Annotated in this window: 16 protein-coding genes; 4 read left to right on the top strand and 12 right to left on the bottom strand. The window is 60.7% G+C overall.

Features of this window, described 5'->3' with window-relative positions; genetic code table 11:
• From AACS18_RS01930 to phnR, 3 genes are all read right to left on the bottom strand, one after another.
• Positions 1 to 197: ATP-binding cassette domain-containing protein (locus AACS18_RS01930; protein ID WP_146184833.1), on the bottom strand; the 197-nt coding region annotated here is incomplete at its 3' end.
• A 272-nt stretch (positions 198 to 469) separates the two neighbouring features.
• Entirely contained in the window at positions 470 to 1,489 is a 1,020-nt protein-coding gene (locus tag AACS18_RS01925) for a putative 2-aminoethylphosphonate ABC transporter substrate-binding protein (RefSeq protein WP_108613566.1), read from the bottom strand.
• Between the two features lie 120 nt (positions 1,490 to 1,609).
• On the bottom strand, positions 1,610 to 2,317 hold the full coding sequence (gene phnR / locus AACS18_RS01920; RefSeq protein ID WP_005300236.1) for a phosphonate utilization transcriptional regulator PhnR: 708 nt from the start codon (positions 2,315 to 2,317) through the stop codon (positions 1,610 to 1,612).
• 266 nt (positions 2,318 to 2,583) lie between these two features.
• Here phnR and phnW point away from each other — a divergent pair, with 266 nt between their 5' ends.
• Genes phnW through phnX form a run of 3 tightly spaced genes read left to right on the top strand, consistent with a single transcriptional unit; the run spans position 2,584 to position 5,964 of the window.
• Positions 2,584 to 3,723, top strand: coding sequence for a 2-aminoethylphosphonate--pyruvate transaminase (phnW, locus tag AACS18_RS01915; protein ID WP_108613565.1), 1,140 nt, complete (start codon positions 2,584 to 2,586; stop codon positions 3,721 to 3,723).
• Entirely contained in the window at positions 3,723 to 5,132 is a 1,410-nt protein-coding gene (locus AACS18_RS01910) for an aspartate aminotransferase family protein (RefSeq protein WP_108613564.1), read from the top strand. The genes phnW and AACS18_RS01910 overlap by 1 nt, the downstream gene beginning before the upstream one ends.
• Positions 5,125 to 5,964 carry a phosphonoacetaldehyde hydrolase gene (phnX, locus tag AACS18_RS01905; protein ID WP_108613563.1) on the top strand — a complete coding sequence of 280 codons (840 nt, stop codon included), beginning with the start codon at positions 5,125 to 5,127 and terminating at the stop codon, positions 5,962 to 5,964. Before AACS18_RS01910 ends, phnX begins: the two co-directional genes overlap by 8 nt.
• 98 nt (positions 5,965 to 6,062) lie before the next feature.
• Here the strand turns inward: phnX and AACS18_RS01900 are convergent, their stop codons facing one another.
• From AACS18_RS01900 to nrfA, 9 genes are all read right to left on the bottom strand, one after another.
• A complete protein-coding gene (locus AACS18_RS01900; protein ID WP_108613562.1) occupies positions 6,063 to 6,515 on the bottom strand; it encodes an NUDIX hydrolase in 453 nt (150 codons plus the stop codon).
• 54 nt (positions 6,516 to 6,569) lie between these two features.
• Positions 6,570 to 7,199, bottom strand: a complete 630-nt coding sequence (locus AACS18_RS01895) for a DUF2268 domain-containing putative Zn-dependent protease (protein WP_021231308.1) — start codon at positions 7,197 to 7,199, stop codon at positions 6,570 to 6,572.
• A 91-nt stretch (positions 7,200 to 7,290) separates the two neighbouring features.
• Positions 7,291 to 8,496 (bottom strand): heme lyase NrfEFG subunit NrfF, encoded by a 1,206-nt coding sequence (nrfF, locus tag AACS18_RS01890; RefSeq protein ID WP_108613561.1) that lies wholly within the window; start codon positions 8,494 to 8,496, stop codon positions 7,291 to 7,293.
• Positions 8,493 to 9,083, bottom strand: coding sequence for a DsbE family thiol:disulfide interchange protein (locus tag AACS18_RS01885; RefSeq protein WP_108613560.1), 591 nt, complete (start codon positions 9,081 to 9,083; stop codon positions 8,493 to 8,495). Before AACS18_RS01885 ends, nrfF begins: the two co-directional genes overlap by 4 nt.
• Positions 9,083 to 11,047: a heme lyase NrfEFG subunit NrfE gene (nrfE, locus tag AACS18_RS01880; protein ID WP_108613559.1), complete on the bottom strand. Its 1,965-nt coding sequence runs from the start codon at positions 11,045 to 11,047 to the stop codon at positions 9,083 to 9,085. Before nrfE ends, AACS18_RS01885 begins: the two co-directional genes overlap by 1 nt.
• 172 nt (positions 11,048 to 11,219) lie before the next feature.
• Complete coding sequence (gene nrfD / locus AACS18_RS01875; protein WP_108613558.1) at positions 11,220 to 12,173, bottom strand: cytochrome c nitrite reductase subunit NrfD; 954 nt, start codon at positions 12,171 to 12,173, stop codon at positions 11,220 to 11,222.
• 87 nt (positions 12,174 to 12,260) lie between these two features.
• A complete protein-coding gene (gene nrfC / locus AACS18_RS01870) occupies positions 12,261 to 12,941 on the bottom strand; it encodes a cytochrome c nitrite reductase Fe-S protein (protein WP_108613557.1) in 681 nt (226 codons plus the stop codon).
• Positions 12,938 to 13,537, bottom strand: coding sequence for a cytochrome c nitrite reductase pentaheme subunit (gene nrfB, locus AACS18_RS01865; RefSeq protein WP_108613556.1), 600 nt, complete (start codon positions 13,535 to 13,537; stop codon positions 12,938 to 12,940). The genes nrfC and nrfB overlap by 4 nt, the downstream gene beginning before the upstream one ends.
• A 53-nt stretch (positions 13,538 to 13,590) precedes the next feature.
• Entirely contained in the window at positions 13,591 to 15,027 is a 1,437-nt protein-coding gene (gene nrfA / locus AACS18_RS01860) for an ammonia-forming nitrite reductase cytochrome c552 subunit (RefSeq protein WP_374956631.1), read from the bottom strand.
• Positions 15,028 to 15,750: 723 nt separating this feature from the next.
• Between nrfA and AACS18_RS01855 the strand changes: the two genes are divergently transcribed.
• Positions 15,751 to 22,056, top strand: a 6,306-nt coding sequence (locus tag AACS18_RS01855) for a retention module-containing protein (protein ID WP_258228820.1), incomplete at its 3' end; no start/stop codon positions are given.

Here is a 22,056-nt window from a genome sequence, read left to right as displayed (position 1 = left end):
CCCCCTTGCCAGATCTCGCCGCTGTCCGGCAGATCCAACCCGGCGATGGCTCTGAGCAGGGTGGTCTTGCCACAGCCGGAGGGGCCGAGAAAGCAGATAAACTCCCCCGGTTGAATGGTCAGAGAGATCCCCTTGAGGGCCTGAAAAGCACCGAACTGCTTGTTGAGATGTTGAATGTCCAGATAGGGCTGGGTCATGGTTCGACTCGCTACTGATTTGGTATATACCAGTTTGCGGGTGAAGTGTGACGGTCAGGTGATCGGGGGATGACAGCTTGATGACAGTCAAATGACATCGGGTCGCCAGCAAGTGGTTGGGCCCTGTGTGGATGGGCGAAGCGTCGCTAATTGAAGGCAATACAAACTCGGGAAGTTAAAACCAAAAAGCGAAGGCCAACAGCTGTTGGCCTTCGACAAGGGGTTTATTGGCGGCGGTGTGTCTGGCGTGAACAAACCGCAGCCCTTCACGCTTACTGTTTGGCTTCCGACTTGCCGTCGAAGCTGGCGCTCCACTGGGTCAGGATGGCGTTGCGCTCGCGGGCAGCCCAGCCAAAGTCGTTGTCGATCATCTGGCCTTTGATATCCGCCGGATAGCCCGCTCTCGGTTGGGCCACATCCGGGATGGCGACCACTGCGAACGACTTGTTGTAGAGGGCGTTGGCCTGTTCGGTGGCGGCAAAGTCGAGCAGCTGTTTGGCGGCCTCCAGCTTGGGGGTGCCCTTGATGATGGCGGCGGCTTCCATGTCCCAACCCGAACCCTCTTTCGGGAACACCACTTCGATGGGGGCACCCTTGGCCTTGAGGCTGGTGGCCGGGAAGTCGAAGGAGATACCGATCACCGTCTCGCCGCTGGCGGCCAGCTTGCAGGGGGCTGAGCCCGAATGGGTGTAACGGTCAATGTTCTGGTGCAGGCCGTTCATAAATTGCCAGCCCTGCTTCTCACCCATGGTCTGCAGCCAGCCAGCGACGCTCAGGTAACCGGTGCCGGAGGAGCTGGGGTTGGGCATGATCACCTTGCCCTTGTAGATGGGCTTGGTGAGGTCGGCCCAGCTGGTGGGTGCCGGGATCCCCTGTTTCTCAGCCTCTACCTTGTTAAAGCAGATGGCGCTGAAGAAGGCGTCCAGACCGATCCAGTGCGGCTCGGCCTTGCTGTCGCGAAAGCGACTGTCGAGCTTCTCCAGCCCTTTCGGTGCATAGGAATTGAGCATCTGCTGCTGATCGAGCTGCATCAGGCTGGTGGCGGCCAGTCCCCATACCACATCCGCTTTGGGCTGCGCTTTTTCTGCCAGCAAGCGGGCGGTGACCACGCCGGTGGAGTCACGCACCCACTTGATGTTGATGTCCGGATGTTGGCGCTCGAACGCGGTTTTCAGCTCGTTGAGCTGCTCCGGTTCGAAGGCGGTGTAGACGGTGAGATCGGTCGCGGCCAGTGCCGGGGCGGTCATGGCAGCCAGCACGGCGGCGGCCAGCAGATGGGTTCCCTGTTTCATCCTCTTCTCCAGTTAAATTGGTTTGGTATAAACCAGATTGGTCGAGAGAGAGGCTAGGGGATCTTTATGACGTGACCGTGACAGCCCCGTGACGTTTTGCCGTTCCTGATTTATCCGTGACTAATCCTGGGTATCCACCTCGATCTCCAGACTGTCGTGGCGCCAGTACTCCAGATCGAAGTCGAGCACCCGGCCGTGCTGATCGAAGTTGAGCCGCTCGAGGCGCAGGGCGGGCAGACCGGCGGTGGCCCCCAGCGCCTTGGCCACTTCGTCCGGCAGGGCAGTGGGGAAGAAGCGCACCTGCATGCGGGCGTAGTGGAGATCGTAATGGGCCTGGTAGATCTCGGTCAGACTGCCGTTGAGATCGAGCTCCAGCAGGCCCGGGACCCGTTCTGGCAGGCAGTGGTTCTCGCAGTAGCAGATGGCGCGCCCGTTGGCATAGCGCAGCCGTTTGAGCAGAAACAGGCTGTCGAACGGCTTGAGCTGCAACTGCGCCATCAACGCGGGCGGCACTGCCTGACGGCTTTTCTCCAGCAGTTCGGTGCGCGGCTCACCCCCTTGCTCCCGCACTATCTGGTGAAAGTTGGAGGTGCGTCTGGGGTTCAAGCGAAAGCGCGGCGGAGTGACGAACCAGCCGCGGCGATCCTCCCGATAGATAAGGCCGTTGGCCTCCAGCTGCACCAGCGCCTCGCGGATGGTGACCCTTGTGGTGCCGTAGAGTTCCCCCAGCAGGCGCTCGGAGGGGAGCTTGTCGTTGGGAGCCAGACCCCCCGCCAGGATCTGGTTGGCGAGGGCATCCTTGATCTGCAGATATTGCGGTTTGCTCATGAAAATCCCTGTTTTTACAATATGTTGTGCAATGAGTTGGGCAATGGGCTGGGCACAGGGCAGGTCATTTGCGCGGTCGTTAAACGGCGACACCAACATGAATTGGTAGATACCAGAATCGCTCCTGTTGTTCAGGCTTCCTAGATTATCGCGATCCCGGCGCTGAAAATGAATTTTTTGTTGCACGTAGCGTCACCCCTTTGACCTTGGCGGGGCAGTTACCCACAATGCGCTCATTCTGGTATATACCAAAAAGGAGCGAAGTCATGACCCATATTCCTGCGGCCCCCGCCGCCGTCGATTACCTGCTGCTGACCCCGGGCCCCCTCTCGACCACCGCGACTGTGCGCGCCGCCATGCTGCAAGACAGCTGTACCTGGGATGCGGACTACAACCAAGGCGTGGTGGAGCCCATCCGCCGCGAGCTGGTGCGCCTCGCCACCGGCCCTGAATATGAAAGTGACTACAGCGCCGTCTTGCTGCAGGGCAGTGGCAGCTATGTGGTGGAGAGCGTACTGGGCTCGGCGATAGGCGTCGATGAGTGTCTGCTGATCATCAACAACGGCGCCTACGGTGCCCGCATGGGGGAGATGGCCCGTTGTCTTGGCCTGCGTCACCATGAGCTCGATTGCGGTGAGACCACCCGCCCCGAACCCGCCGCCATCGAGGCGATGCTGGCGCGCCACCCCGAGATCACCCATTTGGCCATGGTACATTGCGAGACCACCACCGGCATGCTCAATCCGCTCGATGAGGTGGCTGCGCTCTGCCAGCGCCGCGGCATCCGCCTGATCGTCGATGCCATGAGCAGCTTTGGCGGCATCCCCATCGACATGGGACACCTTGGCATCGAGTTTCTTATCAGCTCGGCCAACAAGTGCATTCAGGGGGTGCCGGGCTTTGGCTTCGTCATCGCCCGCCGCGCTGCGCTGGCGGCCTGCGCCGGTCACGCTCGCTCGGTCTCCCTCGACCTGCATGCCCAGTGGCAGACCATGGAGCAGCAAGGGGGCAAGTGGCGCTTTACATCGCCCACCCATACAGTGCTTGCCTTTGCCCAGGCGCTGCGCGAGCTGGACGAGGAGGGGGGCATTGAAGCCCGTCATCAGCGCTACCGCGAGAATCAGCGCACCTTGGTTGCTGGGATGGCTGCCCTCGGCTTTGCGCCGCTGCTGCCCGAGCAGTGGCAATCTCCCATCATCACCGCCTTCTACTCTCCGGCCCACCCTGACTACCGCTTCGCCGATTTCTACCAGCGGCTCAAGGCGCAGGGCTTTGTTATCTATCCGGGCAAGGTCTCCCAAGCCGATTGCTTCCGTATCGGCAATATCGGTGACGTGACCCCAGAGCGGGTGCGCGATCTGCTCGCCGCCATGGCCAGCGCCTGTTACTGGCAAGGGGATGCGTGATGGCGGACATGGTGTATCACCCTCACGAGCTGCACGGCAGCGGCCGCGCTGATAGCGAAGGGGACATTAATCTGGGGGAAGGGCGAGCGCGCTGGTGGGCAGGCCAGAGTGACGGGGTGCAGGCCGGATTGGCGGAAGATAGCCGCTACTTCCTCCATCAGGCGCTCTCCACCCCCTGTCTCGATCTGCTTGAGCGCGCGCAGGGGAGCTGGCTGACCAGCGTATCGGGCAAGCGTTACCTCGATTTTCACGGCAACAGCGTCCATCAGCTGGGCCACGGCCACCCCAAGGTGGTGGCCGCGGTGCAGCAGCAACTCGCCGCTCTGCCCTTTGCGCCCCGTCGTTACACCCATCAGGTTGCCATCGACTGTGCCCGTACCCTGGCCGAACTGGCCCCCGGCGATCTCAATCGGGTGCTGTTCGCCCCCGGCGGCAGCGAGGTGGTGGGGATTGCCTTGAAGCTCGCCCGCTTCATCACCTGCAACAGCAAGGTGGTGTCCCTGTGGGATGCCTTTCACGGCGCCTCCCTCGATGCCATTTCGGTCGGCGGCGAGGCCTGTTTTCGCGCCGGTATGGGCCCGCTGATGGCCGGGGTGGAGCGTATTCCGCCCCCCACCCGCTATCGCGGTGTCTGGTATCGCGGGGAGGGGGACGACCTGCACTACGCCGATTATCTGGAGTACGTCATCGAGAAGGAGGGCGGAATTGGCGCCTTTATCGCCGAGCCGATCCGCAATACCGATGTACAGGTGCCCTCAAAAGCCTACTGGCAACGGGTGCGGGAGATCTGCGATCGCCACAAGGTGCTGCTGATTGTCGATGAGATCCCGAATGCCTTGGGCCGCACCGGCCACTGGTTCAGCTTCGAAGAGTTCGGCATCGAGCCCGACATCATCTGTCTGGGCAAGGGGCTGGGGGGCGGGGTGGTGCCGTTTGCGGCGCTTATCACCCGCGACCGTTTCAATCAGGCGGCGGCCATCTCGCTCGGTCACTACACCCACGAGAAGAGTCCCATTGGCTGCGCGGCGGCCCTCGCCACTATAGAGACAATCCGCGAAGCGGGATTGTTGGCAAAAGCGCAGGAGGATGGCCGCTTTATGGCGCGCGAGCTCGCGGCGCTTGCCGAGCGTCACCCGCTGATCGGGCAGGTGCGCGGTATCGGTCTCTTGTGGGCGCTCGATCTGGTGGTCGATCACCAGAGTCGTACCCGCAATAGCCAGGCCGCCGAGCGGCTGCTCTACCGCTGTCTGGAGCTGGGGCTCAGCTTCAAGGTCTCCCAGGGCAACGTCATCCAGCTCTCGCCGCCACTCAATATCGCTCGCGCTGATCTGGTGCGCGCCATCACCATTCTCGATCGCGCCCTTGGCGAGATCGCACTTTCACCGGAACAGGAACACCACCATGACTGACTTGCAGACTGCCATCCACCCGACCACCGACGTAGAGGCGCTGATCCTCGACTGGGCTGGCACCGTCGTCGATTTCGGCTCCTTCGCCCCCACCTCCATCTTCGTCGAGGCCTTCGCCCGCGCCTATGACTTCCCCGTGACTCTGGATGAAGCGCGCCAGCCCATGGGGCTGGGCAAGTGGGATCACATCGCCGCGCTGGGCCGCCTGCCCTCGGTGGATGCGCGCTGGCAGGCTCGCTTCGGCCACTCCATGAGCCATGCCGAGGTGGATCACCTCTATCACACCTTTATGCCGCTGCAGATTGCCGCCGTGACCCGCTTTGCTGCCCCCATCCCCGATGTGCTGCCGGTGCTGGATGGGCTGCGAGCAAAAGGGCTGCGTATTGGCTCCTGCTCCGGTTACCCCCGTCCGGTGATGGAGGCGCTGGTACCTGCTGCGGCCGATCACGGCTACCGCCCGGATCACTGGGTCGCCACCGATGATCTCAAGGCGGGTGGTCGCCCCGGCCCCTGGATGGCGCTGGCCAACGTGATTGAGCTGGGAATAAGCGCCGTGCATCGCTGCATCAAGGTGGATGATGCCGTGCCGGGTATCAGCGAAGGGCTGAACGCCGGTATGTGGACTGTGGGGCTGTCGGTCTCCGGCAACGAATTTGGTGCCACCTGGGAAGAGTTCACCGCCATGAGCGAGGCGGAGATCGCCGCCCGGCGTGCACCGGCGGAGGCCAAACTGCGGGCGGCGGGATCTCACTATGTGATTGATACCCTTGCCGACATCGCCCCGGTCATCGCCGATATCAACCGCCGTTTGGCTGCTGGCGAGCGGCCGTAGGCCATCGGCTGGGTCTGGCAAAAGCGCTTCGCTGGCTTTTGATGCAACACGCCCCCAAATGGGGGCGTGTTGCATTTACAGGGGGAAGCTGTGCGCGGTCAGCGGATATCGACCCGCATCAGGGGAGAGGGGGCATTGTCGACAAAATGGTGCCAGATATGGTCGTAGAGCGCCTTCTGGCCGGGGAAACTCACCAGCGCCTTGGCCTCGGCCAGGGAACACCAGCGATATTCAGTGTGCTCATCGTTGAGGGTCACCGCCTGATTGGGCGGGCAATAGACCACAAAGACCGGCACCATCTCTATGGTATTGAGGCTCGCCTCGTAGAACTGCTCCAGATACTGGCCGTTGTAGAGTTCGGTGACCCTGATCCCCGTCTCTTCGCCAAACTCCCGAATAATGGTCTGCCAGCCGGTTTCACCTGCCTCCACCGTGCCCGCCACATGACACCAGAAGCCCCCCTTGACCCGTTTCATCACCAGCAATTTTGTTTCGCCATCAACAGTGGTAAGGGCAACGCCGGAGACGGCCTTGCAGCGAATGGGGATCATGATCTTCTCTCCGGATTTGGGCTCTGTGATAGCCATGAACAGTGTAAAGGCGTGTTAATTGAAATACGCTTCGGCGGGCAGGCCCATGACCTCTATTTCATTCAGGCCATTTTTGGCCAGATAGTTGGCCACCAGATTGAACCCCACCCAGTAACCGGCATATTTGGGAAATGGCCGGTTATCACGGCAGTAGAAAAAGTCTAAATAGTTGAACTGCTTGCTGGATAGATGGGGCGTCATCTCTGCCAGGAGCGATTGCCAGTCATGGTGATGAGACTCCTTGAACAGCGAGGGGAGTGTGCCACCATTGAACCTCTGCTCAAAGTAGCAGGCCAGTCCTTCAAAAATCAGGTTTTCGGCCAGTGTTTCTGCTTCCACCTTGTTCTTCTTTTGCACGATATGGTGGACTTCGTGGGCCAGCACGGCAGGCAATTCGGTGATGATCACCTCTTTGATATCAGGCCGTTCCAGATCAAGCTGGAGTTCTATTCGATACATGTTGATGGCCCAGCCACCGATACCCGAATCGGGAGCATCCCCCTCGGCAAAAGGGCTGAAGGTGACATCCAGTTGGGAGAGATCGAACAAGGCATTCAATTTGTGCGCCGTCTCGGCAAAAACGTGCCTAATGGTGTCATCGAGCCCATCGAATTTGCCCGAGTCGTTTAACAGGGTGAGTTGCATCCAGACATCCTTGTCTATTGAAAGAGAGTGCTGAGCCACTTGCGTGGTCGCGGCGCCATATCACCACGATTACCCTTCTTCAATCAAGGGGTTACCCGCCCATTATGCTTGCCGTCTGGATCGCCTCGATCAGTGCAGCCCGGTTGATGCGAGGGCGCTCGCCATCGAGCAGTTGCTGCCACAGGGCAATGGCCTGGCTGTAGCGACCATGCAGAAAGTGATCGGAGGCGAGCAGCATCAGGGCGCTCACTTCCCCCGCGTCCTGCTTGAGGGCGCTATCGAGCAGGTGCAGTGCCTCCGGGGTGAGCTGCTGGCCCGCCTGATAGTAGAGCACAGTGGCCTGGGCGGCCTGGGTCGCTGCACTGGCACCCCCCTCCAGCAGAGCGAGGCGCTGGTAGGCGAGCAGGGCGTTGTCGTACTTGTTTCGATAGAGATAGAGCTGGCCGAGCGCCGCCCAGCTGTCGAGATCGGCGGGGTTGGCTTGCAGGCGCTGGTGCAGGGCGCCCAGCTCCTTGTCCTGCAGATCCCGCGGGCTCAATCCCGCCAGCGGATCGGGGCGCGACTGATAAGCCTGCCATGCCTGATAGCGGCCGCTGCTGAAATACACAGCGGCAACGGCCGCGATGGCCATGATGCCAAGCAGCAACAAGGCCCGCCCGTGCCGATGATTGCGGCCGCGATTGTCATGCTGGCTGGCCAGTTGCGCGCGCAGGACCAGCTCAGCCGCCGGGATGGCGTTGGCCAGGCGGGCGGCGCTTAGCTCCCTGTAGAGTGGTTGGTCTGGGGAGAGGCCTGCCTGCTCCCCGTGCATGATCAGCAAATTCAATTCGTTGCGCGGATCGGCGGCGGGTTGAGGGGGGGCCTCAACGATGGCCTTAACGGCAGGGATGGGGTGCGCCTTTGTGCGCGTCAGGCGGCGAAACAGGATCAACAGCGCCAGCCCCAACAGCAGCAGGGGACCGCCCCACAGCAGCGCCGTGCTGGCCTTGAAGGGGGGATCGTAGCGGACGAAATCGCCGAAGCGCTCCGTCATGCGGGCGATCACCTGCTCATCAGACTGCCCCTCGTCCACCCAGCGGTAGACCTCGAGCCGCAGATCCTGCGCGATGGGGGAGTTGGACTCAACCAGATTCTGGTTCTGGCACTGGGGGCAGCGCAGGGCGCGGGCCAGCTCTTGCGCCCGATTTTGCAGCTCGGGGTGGCGAAACTGATAGGTATCGACCCCGCTGGAATATGCAGTTGCACTCAGCAGCATGCCGAGGGCCAGCAGGGTGCAGGCAAGGGAACGGCGCATCATGGCTGTGTCTCCCGAGCTGATATTGCAATAGCTGGTGCAGTAGTGGCGGCCTTCATTTGCGCATCCGCTCGCGCCTGGTCGAGCAGAGGGGCAAACTGGCGTTGCCAGATCTCCCGGGTGAGCAGGCCGGTATGGCGGGTCAGTAGGGTGCCGTCGCTGTCAAAGAGATAGGTCTCCGGCGTGCCGTAGACGCCGAGCTCCAGCGCCAGTCGGCCGTCGGGGTCGGCCAGCACGGCGCGATAGGGGTTGCCCGCCTGGATAAGCCAGGCGCGGGCGGCATCCCCTTTGTCCCGGTAGTTGAGACCGTAGAGGGGCACGGTGCCCGCGAGCTCGCTGAGCAGCGGATGCTCGGCGCGGCAGTTGGCGCACCAGCTGGCCCAGACGTTAAGGACAAAGGGCTCCCCCTTGAGGCTGGCGGTCTGGATCGGACGTCCGTCCAGCAGATTGTCGCTCTGCCACGCAGGCAGGGTACGGCCGAGCGTCGCCTCATCCTGGCTATAGGGATTGTTGCCAAGGCCGAGCCAGAGCAGGATGCCGAGGCCCAGGGTCAGCAGCAGTGGAAGAAAGAGGCGCAGGCGGGATCTCATTAGGCCTCCTGTTCGAGCTGGTGATGGGAGGTGCCAACCGTAACGGAACGGGAGGCGAGCAAGGGGCGACGGGCGAGCAGACGCAGGGTGCCACCTGCCATCATCAACAGGCCGCCGAGCCAGATCCAGCGCACCAGCGGTTTGTAGTGCAGCCGCATGGCATAGGCATCTGGTCCCATCTTCTCACCGAGCACCACGTAGAGATCGCCGAGCATTCCCCACGCGATGCCGGGTTCATTCATGTTCATGGTGCGCACGCTGTAGTGGCGCCGCTCCGGTGTCAGCCGCGCCACCTCTTTACCGTTCTTGTGCACGCTAAGTGTGATCCGCTCGGCGGTATAGTTGGGGCCGATCACCGGCTCGCGCCCCTCATAACGAAACTCGAACGCGCCGAGCTGGTAGGGCTGGTTGGCACTTAGCACAGCGCCCCCCTCCTGACTGTGGTCACTCACCTGTGCGATGCCGAGGGCACACACCGCCACCCCGAGATGGGCCAGCAGGCTGCCGAGTCGGTTAAGGGTGAAATCGCGGAATGAAGTCAGTTGCAAGAGCGGGAGCAACAGGCTGGCCATCAGCCAGAGGCTCACCATATTGGAGAGGATGCCAATCCAGCTACCGGAAACCGATCCCTGTTCCAGATAGGCAAGGCTAATGAGCCCGCCGCCAAGCAGGCCAAACAGCGGCGGCAACAGCGCGTTTAGTCGGGAATGTGCCGCAAGCTGCTGCCAGCGCAGGCGCGGCAGCTGGGTCATCAGCGCCATCAGGCAGAGGGCTAACGGCACGAAGATGGTATTGAAATAGGGGGCGCCCACCGAGAGTGAACCCAGATGGAGTGACTGGAATACCATGGGGTAGAAGGTGCCGAGCAGCACGCTGGCGCAGGCCACGCAAAGCAGCAGGATGGCGGCGCCGAGCAGTCCCTCTTTTGACAGCAAGCCAAAGCGGGCATTGGGGGCGCGAATGTCCGCCCGCAGGGCAAACAGGGTGAGGGCGCAGGTCAATAGCAAGCCGAGCAGCAACAAGAGGGTGAGGCCGCGGCTGGGGTCCACCGCAAAGGCGTGTACCGAGGTGAGCACCCCGGAGCGCACCACGAAGGTGCCGAGCAGGCTCAAGGCGAAGGTGAAGATGGAGAGCAACAGCACGGCGTGGCCGTAAGCGCCGCGCTTCTCGCAGACAATCAGGGCGTGCAGCAGGGCGGTGCCGAGCAGCCAGGGCAAGAGGGAGGCGTTTTCCACCGGATCCCAGAACCACCAGCCACCCCAGCCGAGCTCGTAATAGGCCCACCAGGAACCCAGCACGATGCCGGCGGTGAGAAAGACCCAGGAGCCGAGCGCCCAGGGGCGACTCCAGTGGGCAACGGCGCCATCGAGCCGGTCCGAGTGCAGCGCCGCCATGGCGAAGGCGAAGTTGACTGCAAAGCCGACGTAACCGAGATAGAGCAGGGGTGGGTGGATGATAAGGCCGATATCCTGCAGCATGGGGTTGAGATCGCGCCCCTCCTGCGGCCCCGGGAACTGGCGGTCAAACGGGCTGGAGAAGATCAGGGTATAGAGGGCAAAGATCCCGACGATCAGCCCCATAATGGCCAGCACCCGAAAGGTGATCAGCGGATCGACCCGTTTTGAACACATCGCCACCAGCGCGCCCCACAGCCCCAACGCAAAAACGAAAAAGAGCATGGAGCCTTCATGGCCGCCCCAGACAGCCGCCAGCTTGAAGCCCAGCGGCAGGGCGCTGTTGGCGTGCTGGGCCACATAGCTGACGGTGAAATCATCTTGGCCAAAGCAGCTGGCGAGCAGCAGCAGGGAGGCCAACAGCAGGATGGCATTGATCAGCGCCAGCGGCGTGGCGCTGCGCAGCAGAGTCGGGGAGGCGAGCCGTAATCCCAGCCAGGGCAGCGTGCCCTGCAGCAAGGAGAGTGCCGCCGCCAGCAACAGTGAGAGATAGCCGAGCTCCGCCAGCACACAACCTCCAGTCAATCTTTGATGTCATTCATGTCATGGCACACACGTAGCGTCGTCTCGCTTTGGCGGGGAATATTGCCAAGCAACGGGTGTGGCATCACCAGAAATTCATTGGGCCAGCAACAAACTAGCGCCAGTCACCCGAGGGTGGCTGGCGCTGGTGATCATACCGTTATACGACTGTCATTTGACCGGCATAGAGCACGAAGTAGCGCAGCAGCAGGATCCCCACCAGGGTCAGGCTGCAGACCAGCACCAGATGGCCGTTTCGCTCCCGCAGGGGCGCCGGGGTCAGCAGAGCCAACAGCTGGGGCAGCAGCATGCCGATGCCCACCACCCCGAGCCAGAACACCTGAGCCCAGAAGCCGCTGCCGATGGAGGTCCACATCGCCACCTCTTTCTGGCCGCCACCGAAGTAGAGGCCGGTAAAGAAGCAGACCAGCAGCAACACCTCCACCGCCAGCACCGGCCGCTCGAAGCGATGCACAAAGCTCACCCCCTGGCTGTGATGGTTCTCCTTGAAGAGCGTCACCGCCAGCAAGATGGTGGAGGCGATGCCGGAGCTGATGCCCGAGACCAGAAACAGCACCGGCAGCACCGGGTTGTTCAAGAGCGGATAGGTCTTGAGCGCAGAGAGCAGAAAGCCGGTGTAGGCCCCCAGCAGCACGGCGAGCAGCAGCAACAGCGGGGCCAGCAGTCGCTCGATGCGGGCAAGCCAGCCAATCAGCCCATCCACAAAAGCGAACTTCTCTTTCAGCAACCGGCTGCGCATTGTCTCGATCTCGGAGCGAAACACCACTGCCAGCCAGGCGAACAGCACCGCCATATAGAGCTGAAACAGCATGACCCCCATCGACATCACTGAGTCGAACTGGTAGTGGAACATCAGCTTCCAGAAGGTCCAGGGGCGGGCCAGATGGAAGATAAGGATCAGCAGCCCCAATATCACGCTCGCTGGCGCCAGAATGGCGGTCGCTTTGATGATGCCGCTCTCGCTGCCTGCCCCCTTGCGGCGCAACAGCACCGAGAGGGTGGTGGCCCCGGCGGAGATGCCGAGCAGAAAGAGATAGATGGCGATGGGCCAGTCCCACACGAGGGAAGGGAAGTGAAATGCGTCATGCAACATGATCCATTCCTCCCTCGGTCACAGCAGTAGATGGCGATCGGGCAAATCCCCAAACAAGAGAGGGGAAGTGAAATGCCGCTAGCATGGTCATGACGTTATCTCCCCTTTGGGCACGCGGTACATCTTGGGTGAGGTGCCGAGTGCTTGCTTGTAGCGATAGGTGGTCTCCTTCACCAGCCGTTGGGCGATGGGGCTGTCCGGATCATCCAGATTACCGAACACCAGCGCCTTGGTGGGGCAGGATTCCACGCACGCTGGCTCCTTGCCCGCCGCCAGGTTGGTCTTGCGGCAAAAGTCGCACTTGTCTGCCACTCGGGTGACCGGGTTGATAAAGCGCACCTGATAGGGGCAGGCGGCGAGGCAATACATGCAGCCGACGCAGAGATCCGCGTCGACATCTACGATGCCATCCTCCTTGCGGATATGGGAGGCGCCGGTGGGGCAGACGTGGACGCAGGGGGCGTTGTCGCAGTGTTGGCAGGACTTGCGAAAAAAGTGGTACTCGGCATCGGGAAATTCTCCGATGGGGCCGGAGCGGATGATCTCGAGGCGCGAGACCCCTTCCGGCACCTTGTTGACCTCCCGGCAGGCATCCATGCAGGCGGTGCAGCCGATGCAGGCCGTCTCGTCATGGAGCATGCCGTAGCGCACTCCGTCTATGGTCTGGCTGTGGGCGAGGCTGGCAGCGCCGGCGCGCACCGTGCCCGTCATCATGATGAGGGCCCCCGCGCCCATCCCCGCCATAAAGTCACGACGAGAGCAGCTCATGATGCCTCCTTGCCGGTAGCCGGTTTGGACTGCTCCTGCCGGGCCTTGCTGGCCTCATGTTGCTTGCTGTGACAGTCGACGCAGAGCTTGATGCGGGATTTTTCCGGGATCCCCACCATGGGCTCCTTGACCGGATGCAGCTGGTGGCAGCTGGTGCAGGTGAGCTTGGTAGCGTGCACATCGTGGGCCCAGAGCGCCTCGCGAAGCTCTTTGGGCTCGTGGCAGCTCATGCAGACCCCGTTCTGCTCGCTGATGGGATAAAGCTTGATGCTCTCTTTATCCTTCAGGCTGTGGCTGAAGCGCATCACATCCTTGACCCCTTCTCTGTGCTGGGGGGAGGGCTGGCCGTGGCAGTTGGTGCAGGTCACCGGTTTAAGGTTGTTGGGATTGGTCGCCTGACCATGCTTGCCGTGCATCCCTTCGCTCTGCTCCTTGTGACAGTCGGTGCAGGCCTTGTCGGGATTGCGTAAAAATTCCACCTCATGTGTAGCTGGAACAGGGGCTGCAACCAGCTCGGCCGCCTGACCCTGCAGGCTGGTGAGCAGCATGGCTGCCATCAGCATCAGTCGTAAAAAATCCATCGTTAAATCACCCATAGGAAGCCTCCATCCGCTGCGGGCCCGACTTGGCGCCGGGCCCGCAGGCGCCGTTACTGTGCCAGCCGTCCGGCCGCTTTGGCCTCGGCATCCCAGGCGGGGACCGTGGTCTTGAGGAACTGGGCCTTGTCGCTGTTGAACTGCTTCATATCCATGCCAAGGGCCGCTTGCGCTTTCTCCTTGGTGGAGATGTCGGGGATGGCGATTTCGTGGCTGATCCCCTTGCTGGCCAACAGGCGCGCCAGCTTGGTGCGGGCGTCAGCGGCTTTATCCAGCGCGCTGCCAAGTACCTTGAGGGCCACTTCGGGGGCGTGCATCTGCACCCCGTGGGAGGCGATGGCGTAGTCCCAGCGCCACTGGGCGTGACGGATGTCCTGCAGAATATCCTTCATCTCGGCCTCGGTGGCGCCGGCATCCCAGGCCGCCTTGGCTTCAAAGTGGGCGTGCACCAGCTGCTTCTCGACCTTCAGCTTGGTCTCGATCACCGCCTCTTTGCGCTGCTTGACGATCCCTTGCAGCATCTCCTTGCTCTGGGTGTGGCAGTTGCGGCAGGTTTGATCGAATCGATCGAAGGGGTTGCCCACCTTGTGATCGGTGTAGACCTTGCCCTGATCGTTTTGCACCTTGGGCATGTGGCAGTCGACGCAGGCGACGTTGTTCTGGCCGTGAATGCCGGCGCGCCAGGTTTCGTACTCGGGGTGCTGGGCTTTCAGCATGGGCGTTTTGGAGAGGGCATGGGTCCAGTCGGCAAAGCCCAGCTCGTCATAGTAGGCTTCCATCTGCTCGACGCTGGTACCCTTGTCCCAGGGGAATTTCACCGCCTTGGTGGGGCCGCTGAAGTAGTACTCCACGTGGCACTGGCCGCACACCTGGGACTGCTGATCGAAGCGCCCCTGCTCCTTGAACGGCTTGCCGATGGCACTCATGGCCCGGTCGGCATAGGGACGGGAGAGGTGCAGAGCAGGTTTCCCCTCCTTGAACTCCTTCGAGGCGGTGTCGTGGCAGTCGGCGCAGCCGATGGTGTTGACAATCTCCGGTCCACCTTTTGCCCACATTCCCTTGAAGTAGCCATCCTCTCCTTTTTCGTCGATAACGCGGGCCACATCCGGGCCTTTGCAGCTCCAGCAGGCCATCGGCAGCGGGCCGTCTTCGGCTGTTTTCGGGGCGCCGGTACGCAGGGTCTCGCGCACGTCGGTCAACGCATAAAAGTGACCGCGCGGCTTGTTGTAATCCTTGGCGAAGGGGTAACCGCCCCACAGCACCACCATGTTGGGATCTTCCGCCAGCGCATCGGTGCGCTCGCGGCTCTCGCTGGTGGCTTGCCAGCTGGTGAACTGATCGGCGTGATCCTTGGCGAACAGCTCGCTGCGCGCCTCTATCTTGCCCTTGGTGATTGCTTCATCAGCCTGTGCCCAGCAGCTGGCGCCAAGCCAGCTGGTCAGCAGCAGGGCGGCGAGCCCCAGTTTGGTATGCCTGTGTTGTGAACCCACGTTTATCACTCCCAGATAAATGTTCCGATCTGCCCGATTCCATCTTGTTGCGTGGATTTCATCCCCTTTTGGCAGGGTGGGCAGAGGTCTGATTGACGGTGAATAAAACCGCGCAATACCTGATTGCTCGAGGTCTACCCTAACAAATAGGTAAATTTAATGATGATTTATCGTCGGGAGAGTTGTGCCAGATCAATTGGGGCGCAGGATTGATCGTTGAAATGAGATCTGGATTAAATTTTATGGAAACTCAATTCCTTGTTAACTGCTGAATATCTTATGGCGGATATTTGATAGATGCCGTCACGCACGTTTCATTTTTCTGCTTATGCAACTTGCCAGCGCTATGGTTTAGAACGTCTGTAATTAGTTATGCATTTAACTGGTTTTATATGCAAAATTGCAGTGTTGCAGTATGGGCTTTTGGTCTAGGGATTATGGTTCGTTCACCGAGGTTAGAGGCTAATTTCTCGCCAAGTGATAGAAATGGGGATATATAGACTGATAGACCTATTAATAAAGGTGATGTGATTGGGGTCATCCAAATCTCATTTCATTTAAAAAGGCCTGTTAGATGCACAATCTTGTAAGTTATGGTTATTTTATTGCAATCATTGTCGAAAATAGCGAAAAGACCCATACAGTCTGGTGCGGTATGATTATTGAACAGACAAGTACCCTGTAGGTACTGATGTTGGTGGTTAAAGTTTTGCTGGAGGTTGTATGGCAGAGTTGCAAATTGAAAAGTCCACGGTGATCACCCAACTCGAGGGCTCCGTGTTTGTCATCAGTGCAGATGGATCTGTCATGCGAGCAAAGGTGGGGATGGCGCTGCAGCCGGGGGATCGCCTGCAAATCGTTCAAGGGAGCAATTTTCAGCTAGCCGAGCCGGGCAGTGATCCCGCTGGCGAGCAAGAAACGGCCGCCAAACCTGAGCCCGTCACGCCTGCTGCTGATGGGCAACCGGCCGATCCGGAACTGGCCTCGTTGCAGGAGGCGATCCGTCAGGGTATCGATCCGACCGAGTTGTTCCAGGAGACCGCCGCAGGTATCGCAGCGCCTGCTGCAGGCAATATCGGTGGTGTGGCTGGTTCCAGCTCAGGTGGGTTTGTGGTGGTCGATCGTACCAATGATGCCACCCTGGCCGAGGCCGGTTTTGATACCGATTATGCGGTGCAACCGGTGGGCGATGAGCTGCTGTTTTCCGAAGAGCGCGATTTCTTTGCCGCCATCACCATCACCGAGCCCCAAACCAGCGACAACATCATCAACGCCGATGAAGCGGTGGACGTCATCATTCGTGGTGTGGTGGATGATGTGGAGGTGGGCCAACCGGTCACCGTCACTCTTATCGATCAGGCGGGAAACTCACTGACGGTGACGACCGTGGTACTGCCCGGCCTGGTCTGGGAAGCCAATTTTGGCGATGTAACCGGTAAACTGGTGGATGGCCCGTTGCAGATTGTGGCCAATACCCAGGATCAGGCGGGCAACAATGCCAGCGACACCGGACAGACCCTGCTCGATACCATCACCACCATCACCCTCGATCTCGCCGATGAGAGTGACACCGGCGCCAGCCAGACCGATGATCTGACCCGTGACAATACCCCGTTGTTGCAAGGGAAGGGGGAGCCCGGTGCCACCGTGACCCTGAGCCTTGGCGGCAACGTGCTCACCGTCCTGACGGTAGATGCCGCCGGTAATTGGCAATATCAGTTGCCGCAGACCCTGGCCGATGGCCAGTACCAGTTTCAGGTTAACTCCGTGGATATTGCTGGCAACCGCGCCAGCGATACCCTCGCTATCAATGTCGATACCCAGGCATCTATCGACATCGATGATCTCGATTCCACAGCCCTGTTTGGCAACAGCAGCGCGACTCTGAGCGGCTCCACCAGCAATGTGGAAGCGGGTCAACGCGTCACCATCACTCTGGTCGACAGTAATGGCCAGCCGCTGCTGACCACCTCGGCACAGGTGGGAGCCGATGGCCGCTGGCAGGTGAGCGGCCTGGATCTCTCCGGCATCAATCAATCCTTTGAAGTGCGTGCCAGCGTCACCGATCTGGCGGGTAATTCGGCTTTGGACGGTGCGCCTCTGATCGGCCAGAGCGAGACGCTCACGCTATCTGAAACCGGGCTGGCCAATGGCCCTGTCACGGCTACCGGAAGCCTCAATACCGGTGCTGGCGTCGATGGCAATCTGCAGGTCACCTTCGCCGCTGATCAGAGTGCCTTGGAGGGACTGGGGCTCGTCAGCCAAGGTGTGCCGCTTGGCTACTCCATTAATGGCCAGACCCTGACCGCCAGTGCCGGTGGGGCGACTGTCTTCACTCTGACCCTCAACAATGACGGCAGCTATCGCATTGTCTGGAGTCAGAGTCTGGATCACGGTCAGGACGAGTTGCGCCTGCCGTTCAACCTCGAATACCGAGACAGCGATGGTGATCTGGTGAAAGCACCGCTGGTGATCAATCTGGTGGACAGCAATCCGCCCAGCTTCGAGATCCCGGCCATTCCTCTGACTGAAGATGCCTTTACCAACGGTACCGCCGTGGTGGGCGAGAGCAGCTTTGTGGTCAAACACACCGCCGATCCTCTGCTGGTGGATTCGTTGGTGTTCAGCAATCAGAGCAGCACCCTGACTACCCTCAACGGATCGGGTCTTGCCAACGATGGTCATCCGCTGACCTTTGAATTTGCCGATGATCGCACCTTGGTGGGTTACTACCTGGATGGCAGTGGCCAACGGGTGGAGGTGCTGCGCGCCGAATTGAATGCGCAGCAGCAGGGCAGCGATCTGGCTGGTCGGGTGGTGGTCACCCTCTCCGGCCCGCTCGATCATCAAGGTAGCGACTCTCTTTCCCTCGGTTTGCAGGTAAGCGCCAACGAGATCGATGGCGACAGCACCAGTGCCAACCTGACGTTGACTGTCAATGATGGCAGTGATCCCGCATTGGGCATCGACAAGGGGGTCGCCCTGCAAGAAGGTGGCAACCAGAGTATCGATGGTCAGCTGCCGGTGACGGTGGGCAGCGATCGTCTGGTCTCCCTCAACTTTGAGGCCAACCAACCTGCGTTGGCGGGGCTTACCAGCCAGGGCAAGGCAACGACCTATGAGGTTCAAGACAACCGGCTGATCGTCAAGGATTGGCAGGGCAAGCCGATCCTCACCGTTACCATCGGGTTGGATGGCAAATACAACGTCTCCCTGACCGGTGTGTTTGACGAGCCGGAAGCGACCAACAGCCTCAACCTTGGCCTGAAGGTACAGGGCTCAGATTTTGACGGTGACAAGAGCAACCTCGGCACCCTCAATATCACCATTACCGATGGCGCTTTGCCGAAGGTTAATCCTGTTTCCCTCACGCTTACCGAAGATAGCAACTGGCAGCAAAGCCAGACCCTTGACGGTGATCTGACTATCACAGCGGGCAGCGATCCGCTGACCAGCATCACTTTCGATGCCAATCAGCCGGGGCTGCAAGGGTTCACCTCGGGCAAGCAGGCCGTGACCATCACGGTGGCTGACCATCTTATCGAGGGGCGTACCGCCGATGGCAAGCTGGTGTTTGAGCTGACCCTCGGTAACGATGGCAAATACAGCTTTACCCTCCATCAACCGCTGGATCAGGGCAGTGCCGACAGCCTGCTCAAGACGGGCTTTACCCTGCTCGACAGTGATGGTGACAAGGTATCCTCCACTATTACCGTGGCGGTGGGTGATGGCGCCAACCCGACCATTTCCGCCGTGACTGGCACCACCATCACCGAGATGGCGCAAGGAGAGACGGCTGCCGTCAGCACCATGAGTTTCTCGGTCGCGCACGGCAGCGATGCCCTTGACCCCAACTCCCTCGGCTTTGATATCGCCGCTATTCAGAGCACCCTGACCGGACTCACCAGCCACGGCAACCCGGTCACTTTCGCCGTTGATCTCGCAACCGGCCAGCTGGTCGGAACCGCCGGTGGCCAGGTGGTGCTGCGCGCCGAGCTGAGCCTGGTCGATAACAACGGTAACTGGAGCGTCACCGCCAAGGTCACCCTGAGCGGCGAGCTGGATCACAAGGGGAGTGAATCCCTCAACCTGCCGCTTGCCGTTACTCTTGCCGACAAGGATGGCGATCGCATCGGTACCACGCTGCCGCTCACTATCGTGGATGGCAAGGCGCCGAGCTTTATCCCGGGCACCGGGGTGACCCTGGATGAGGGGAACCTCACCGGCAACAACAACCTGAGTCAAACCGGTCACTTTGACGTGCAAGCCGGGTCGGATCGGGTGGTCGAGGTGGCGTTTGCCGATGCCAGCGAACAGCCTACGCTGACCGCATTGGGTAAACCGGTGCAGTACGAGCTGGTTGATGGCAACAGCGCCATCCCGGGTAGCCAGCTGATCAAAGGCTATGTGATGGTGGATGGCCAGCGGGTCGAGGTGTTCGAGGTCAAGCTAGTTGGTAACCTCGATCAGGCGGGTAAGAACGGGTTTGACTATCAGGTCACCCTCTATCAGGGGCTTCATCAGGGCGGCAACGCCGTGACCGAGCTCCCCATCAAGGTGATCATCAACGACTACGACAAGGCGGGCGGCAACAACGACAGCACCAGCGGCACCCTCAATATCCAGATTGGGGAAGGGGAGAAACCGACCCTCACCCTGACCGATGTAACCCTCAATGAAGGGCGCTTCGATGGCGCCAACTCGGCCGTGGATGACCAGCAGACGAGCGGCAAGATCACCATCAAGGCTGACACGGATCCGGTGACCGATGTACGACTGACCCTCTCCGGTCAGGTCATGGATGCCAGCGGCAAGCCCATCACCCATAACGGCGAAACCCTGACCTGGAAAGCGGTTGGCACCGATGGCCACACCTTCCAGGCGGTGACCAGTGGTGGTCTGGTAGTGATGACGGTCTCCATCCCTACCGTCCCTGCCACCATCGCCGCTCACACCAGCGCAGAGATCGGTTATCAGGTAACGGTGCATACCAACCTGGATCACGGGGCAGACAACAAGCTGGAACTGAATCTGCCGGTCGAAGTCACCGACAGCGACGGCAGCAAAAATCAGGGAACCGCTACCATCACGGTGAGTGATAGTGCAGATCCTGTGCTCGGTCTCGATAAAGGCGTCGCCCTGCAAGAAGGGGGCAACCAGAGCATCGATGGCCAACTGCCGGTGACGGTGGGGAGCGATCGTCTGGTCTCCCTCAACTTTGAGGCGAGCCAGCCGGCGCTGGCGGGGCTCACCAGCCAGGGCAAGGCGACGAGTTACGAAGTTCAAGACAACCAGCTGATCGTCAAGGATTGGCAGGGCAAGGCAATCCTCACCGTTACCATCGGGCTGGATGGCAAATACAGCGTCTCCCTGACCGACGTGTTTGACGAGCCGGAAGCGACCAACAGCCTCAATCTTGGCCTGAAGGTACAGGGTTCAGATTTTGACGGCGACAAGAGCAATCTCGGCACCCTCAATATCACCATTACCGACGGTGCCTTGCCGCAGATTAATCCTGTCTCCCTCACGCTCACCGAAGATAGCAACTGGCAGCAGGGCCAGACCCTTGACGGCGATCTGGCTATCACCGCGGGCAGCGATCCGCTGGCCAGCATCACCTTCGATGCCAACCAGCCGGGGCTGCAAGGGTTCACCTCGGGCAAGCAGGCCGTGACCATCGCGGTGGCCGATCATCGTATCGAGGGGCGTACCCCAGATGGCAAGCTGGTGTTTGAGCTGACCCTCGGTAACGATGGCAAATACAGCTTTACCCTTCATCAACCGCTGGATCAGGGCAGTGCCGACAGCCTGCTCAAGGCGGGCTTTACCCTGCTCGACAGCGATGGTGACAAGGTCTCCTCCACCATTACCGTGGCGGTGGGTGATGGTGCCAATCCGACCATCTCCGCCGTGACCGGCACCACCATCACCGAGATGGCGCAAGGGGAGACGGCTGCCGTCAGCACCATGAGTTTCTCGGTCGCGCACGGCAGCGATGTCCTTGACCCCAACTCTCTTGGGTTTGATATCGCCGCTATCCAGATCACCCTGACCGGACTGACCAGCCACGGTAACCCGGTCACTTTCGCCGTTGATCCCGCAACCGGCCAGCTGGTCGGAGCCGCCGGTGGCCAGGTGGTGCTGCGCGCCGAGCTGAGCCTGGTCGATAACAACGGTAACTGGAGCGTCACCGCCAAGGTCACTCTGAGCGGCGAGCTGGATCACAAGGGGAGCGAGTCCCTCAACCTGCCGCTGGCGGTCACCCTCGCCGACAAGGATGGCGATCGGATCGGTACCACGCTGCCGCTCACCATCGTGGATGGCAGGGCCCCGAGCTTTATCCCGGGCGCTGGTGTGACCCTGGATGAGGGGGGCCTCACTGGCAGCAACAGCCTGAGTCAAACCGGTCACTTCGATGTGCAAGCCGGGTCGGATCGGGTGGTCGAGGTGGTGTTTGCCGATGCCAGCGAACAGCCTGCGCTGACCGCATTGGGTAAACCGGTGCAGTACGAGCTGGTTGATGGCAACAGCACCATCCCCGGTAGCCAGCTGATCAAGGGCTATGTGATGGTGGATGGCCAGCGGGTCGAGGTGTTCGAGGTCAAGCTGGTTGGTAACCTCGATCAGGCGGGCAAGAACGGGTTTGACTATCAGGTCACCCTCTATCAGGGGCTTCATCAGGGCGGCAACGCCGTGACCGAGCTCCCCATCAAGGTGATCATCAACGACTACGACAAGGCGGGCGGCAACAACGACAGCACCAGCGGCACCCTCAATATCCAGATTGGGGAAGGGGAGAAACCAACCCTGACCCTGACCGATGTAACCCTCAATGAAGGGCGCTTCGATGGCGCTAACTCGACCACTGATGACCAGCAGACGAGCGGCAAGATCACCATCAAGGCTGACTCGGATCCGGTGATCGATGTGCGACTGACCCTCTTCGGTCAGGTTATGGATGCCAGCGGCAAGGCCATCACCCATAACGGCGAAACCCTGACCTGGAAAGCGGTTGGCACCGATGGCCAC

The sequence above is a fragment of the Aeromonas sp. HMWF015 genome, from assembly GCF_963878965.1.
GTDB classification, from domain to species: domain Bacteria; phylum Pseudomonadota; class Gammaproteobacteria; order Enterobacterales; family Aeromonadaceae; genus Aeromonas; species Aeromonas veronii.
Note: the sequence above shows the minus strand (reverse complement) of the source record. Positions and strands in the feature narration are given on the sequence as shown.